Origin of the sequence: Massilia sp. CT11-108 (assembly GCF_047302915.1) — a bacterium.
In the GTDB taxonomy this organism is placed as follows: Bacteria; Pseudomonadota; Gammaproteobacteria; order Burkholderiales; family Burkholderiaceae_D; genus Telluria; species Telluria orientalis.
This window is the reverse complement of record NZ_JBKYMO010000984.1, coordinates 1-1,043: the sequence shown is the minus strand read 5'-3', so window position 1 is coordinate 1,043 and position 1,043 is coordinate 1. Positions and strand designations below refer to the sequence as shown.

The following is a 1,043-nucleotide window of genomic DNA, read 5'->3' as shown; positions in this document are numbered from 1 at the left end:
GTGCCGGCTACTTCCCCGGCGTGAAGCCGCGCGTGCAATTCGCGCCCGGCGCCGCCTTCGTCTACTTCGGCCTGGGCCTCGGCGTCGCGCTGCTCGGCTGCGCGGCACCCGCGCTGGAAGCGGCCCGTGCCCGTCCCGCCATCGCGCTCAAGTCCGGCAACGACGAGACGGCGCTGGAGCGCCTCAACCGCATCTGGCCCGCCCTGGTCTGCCTGCTGCTCGCCGGCGCCTGCGCGTTCGCGCCACCCGTATTCGGGTTGCCGCTGTTCGGCTATTGCGCCGTCGCCCTGCTGCTCATCGGCGGCATCGGCCTGATGCCGCGGCTGGCCGCCTCCGCGTTCCGGCAGCTGGACCGCGCGCTGCGCCGCCGCGAAGACCACTCGCCCGTGCTGGCACTCACAATGGCGCGCCTCGCCAACGCGCCGGGCCAGGCCTCGATCGCGCTGGGCGGCGTACTGGCAAGCTTCAGCCTGATGGTCGCGATGGGCATCATGGTCGCGAGCTTCCGCGTCTCCGTCGACGACTGGATCCTGCACATCCTGCCGGCCGACCTGTACGTGCGCAGCAGCGCCGGCGGCAACACGGGCGGCTTCGGCGCGCCGGAACAGGCGGCCATGGCCGGCGTGCCCGGTGTCGCGCGCGCCGCGTTCCTGCGCACGCGGCCGTTGTCGCTCGACCCGGCCCGCCCGAACATCGTGCTCGTCGCGCGCGATATCGATGCGAACGATCCGGGACGGATGCTGGCCCTCGTCGGCGACCCGGCCCCGGTGCCCGCGGGAGCCCGGCCCGTGTGGGTGTCGGAAGCGATGACGGACCTGTACCGCGTGAAGGCCGGCCAGACGCTGGACCTGCCGCTGGGCGGCCGGCCGCAGCCCTTCTTCATCGCCGGCGTCTGGCGCGACTATGCCAACCAGACCGGCTCCGTCGTCGTGCTCCTGGATGACTATCGCGCGCTGACGGGCGACACGACGGTCACCGATGCCGCACTGTGGGCCGCGCCCGGCGCCGAACGGCAGCTTGCGCAGCGCGGCCTCGACGTGCGC

At 73.5% G+C, this 1,043-nt stretch carries 1 pseudogene; it reads left to right on the top strand.

Annotated features, from left to right (window positions below):
• Positions 1–1,043 (top strand): annotated as a pseudogene (locus tag ACEN88_RS32540) (ABC transporter permease); the annotation flags it as partial.